This is a genomic window from Cellulomonas septica, assembly GCF_012396155.1.
GTDB classification, from domain to species: Bacteria; Actinomycetota; Actinomycetes; order Actinomycetales; family Cellulomonadaceae; genus Cellulomonas; species Cellulomonas septica.
The window spans coordinates 1-1818 of record NZ_JAAXOY010000700.1 but is presented as its reverse complement, the minus strand read 5'-3'; the positions used below and the strand labels follow the sequence as shown (position 1 = coordinate 1818).

At 74.6% G+C, this 1818-nt stretch carries 3 protein-coding genes and 1 pseudogene; 2 read left to right on the top strand and 2 right to left on the bottom strand.

Features of this window, described 5'->3' with window-relative positions:
• Both HGA02_RS18300 and HGA02_RS21250 read left to right on the top strand, forming a co-directional pair.
• The coding region (locus HGA02_RS18300) for a QsdR family transcriptional regulator (protein WP_168680731.1) at positions 1-522 on the top strand (522 nt) is incomplete at its 5' end.
• An 86-nt stretch (positions 523-608) separates the two neighbouring features.
• Positions 609-821: an acyl-CoA thioesterase family protein gene (locus tag HGA02_RS21250; protein WP_246248063.1), complete on the top strand. Its 213-nt coding sequence runs from the start codon at positions 609-611 to the stop codon at positions 819-821.
• On the opposite strand, the pseudogene HGA02_RS18295 reads toward HGA02_RS21250, so the two are convergent.
• Both HGA02_RS18295 and HGA02_RS18290 read right to left on the bottom strand, forming a co-directional pair.
• A pseudogene (locus HGA02_RS18295) lies at positions 788-1327 on the bottom strand (RNA polymerase sigma factor); the annotation flags it as partial. The gene HGA02_RS21250 and the pseudogene HGA02_RS18295 sit on opposite strands and share 34 nt — an antisense overlap.
• A 5-nt stretch (positions 1328-1332) precedes the next feature.
• A partial coding sequence (locus HGA02_RS18290) for a class F sortase (protein ID WP_168680729.1) occupies positions 1333-1818 on the bottom strand: 486 nt, incomplete at its 5' end.

Here is a 1818-nt window from a genome sequence, read left to right as displayed (position 1 = left end):
CAGTTCATCGAGGGTGAGCGCGTCGACATGGGCCGCCTCGCCGGCCGGCTCGGCATCGACCGGACCTCGCTGTTCCGCTGGGTCGGCAACCGCGACGCGCTTCTGTCCGAGGTGCTGTGGTCGCTCGCCGTCCCCACGCTCCAGCAGGCCGAGGACGCCGCCGCCGGCCGCTCCGGCCCGGACCGCGTCGCCGCCGTGCTCACGAGCTTCGCGTCCGACCTCATCCGCGCGCCCTACTTCCGGGCGTTCCTGCGCCGCGAGCCCGCCCGCGCCCTGCGGCTGCTCACGACCAACGAGAGCGAGATCCACCGGCGCTACGTCGCGACGGTGCGCGTGCTCGTGCTCGCCGAGCTCGGCGAGCACCCGTTCGACCGGGCCATCGACGCGAACGACCTCGCGTTCGTGCTCGTGCGCGTGAGCGAGTCGTTCACCTACGCCGACCTCATCTCGGGCGACACCCCGAGCGCGGCGCGCGCCCGCGCCGCGTTCGACGTCGTGCTGCGACCCGGGGCGTCGTCGTGACGTACCCGCACCGCGCGCCGTTCCCGACCCGGTGGAACGACAACGACCAGTACGGGCACGTCAACAACGCCGTCTACTACGAGGCGATGGACACGACGATCAACGTCTGGCTGCTCGGCGCCGGGCTCGACCCGCTCGCGGGCGAGCGCATCGCCGTGTGCGTGTCGTCGTCGTGCGAGTTCCGCGCGTCGTCGTCGTTTCCCGAGCCGTGGGAGGTCGGCCTGCGGGCCGGGCGGCTCGGCACGACGAGCGGCAGGTCCAGCCTGGTGGCGATCTGGTCGTGCGTGAGGTCGTCGTAGAAGGCGAGCCGCAGGATCGTGCGCTGCGGGTCGCCGAGCCGGTCGAGCTCGTCGGCGATCACGAGCCGGTCGACGACGCGGTCGTCCGCGGACGCCACCGTCGTCGGCGGCGGGGTCGCGGCGTCCGCGAGCTTGCGGTCGCGCGTGCGGCGCTCGTGCGCGTCGGCGATCGCGTGCCGGGTGATGCCGACGAGCCACGCGGGCAGCCGGGCGCGCGTCGGGTCGAACCGGTGCCGACCACGCCACGCGTCCACGAAGACCTGCTGCGTGACCTCCTCGGCCTCGGCCGTCGTGCCGAGCGAGCGGAGCGCGAGCGTGTGCACGAGCGTCGACCACCGCACGTACGCCTCGCGGATGGCGCGCTCGTCCCCCGCGGCGAAGTCGCGGCCGAGCTGGTCGACGCCGTCCGGGTCCTCGCCCGGCGCGCGCGCCGGTGACGGCTCGCGTGCACTCACGGGCGGCTCCTCGGGGCGGTACGTCGACGTCGGCGGCAGTGTGACCAGCATAGGGATCACCCGGGCTCCGCCGTGACCACGACGTTGTCCGCGTAGTGGCCGATGTCCTCCTGCCAGGCGCCGCCGCACGTGACGAGGACCAGCCGGGGCGACCCCTCGCGCGAGAACCAGTCCTCGAGCGGCGCGGTCTCCTTGGGGACCTTCGTGACGTCGACGACGACGTACGGCTGCACGGACCCGTCGCTCGTCGTCACCTGGACCTGGGCCCCGGGGGTCAGGCGGCGCAGGTCCGCGAACGGTCCGATGCCGCTGAGCCGCGAGTCGACGTGGCCGGCCAGGAGCGTCGTGCCCTCGGCCGACGCCGGGCCGGGGCCGAACCGGTACCAGCCCGCCCGGTCCGCGTCGGGCGGCACCTCCATCGACCCGTCGGGCGCGACGCCGACGGCGTCGACCGGCATGTCGAGCGCGAGGTCGGGGACCTGGAGCCGGACGGGCGCGACCACCGTCTCCGGCGGCGGGGCGACCGCGTCCTGCACCGGGAC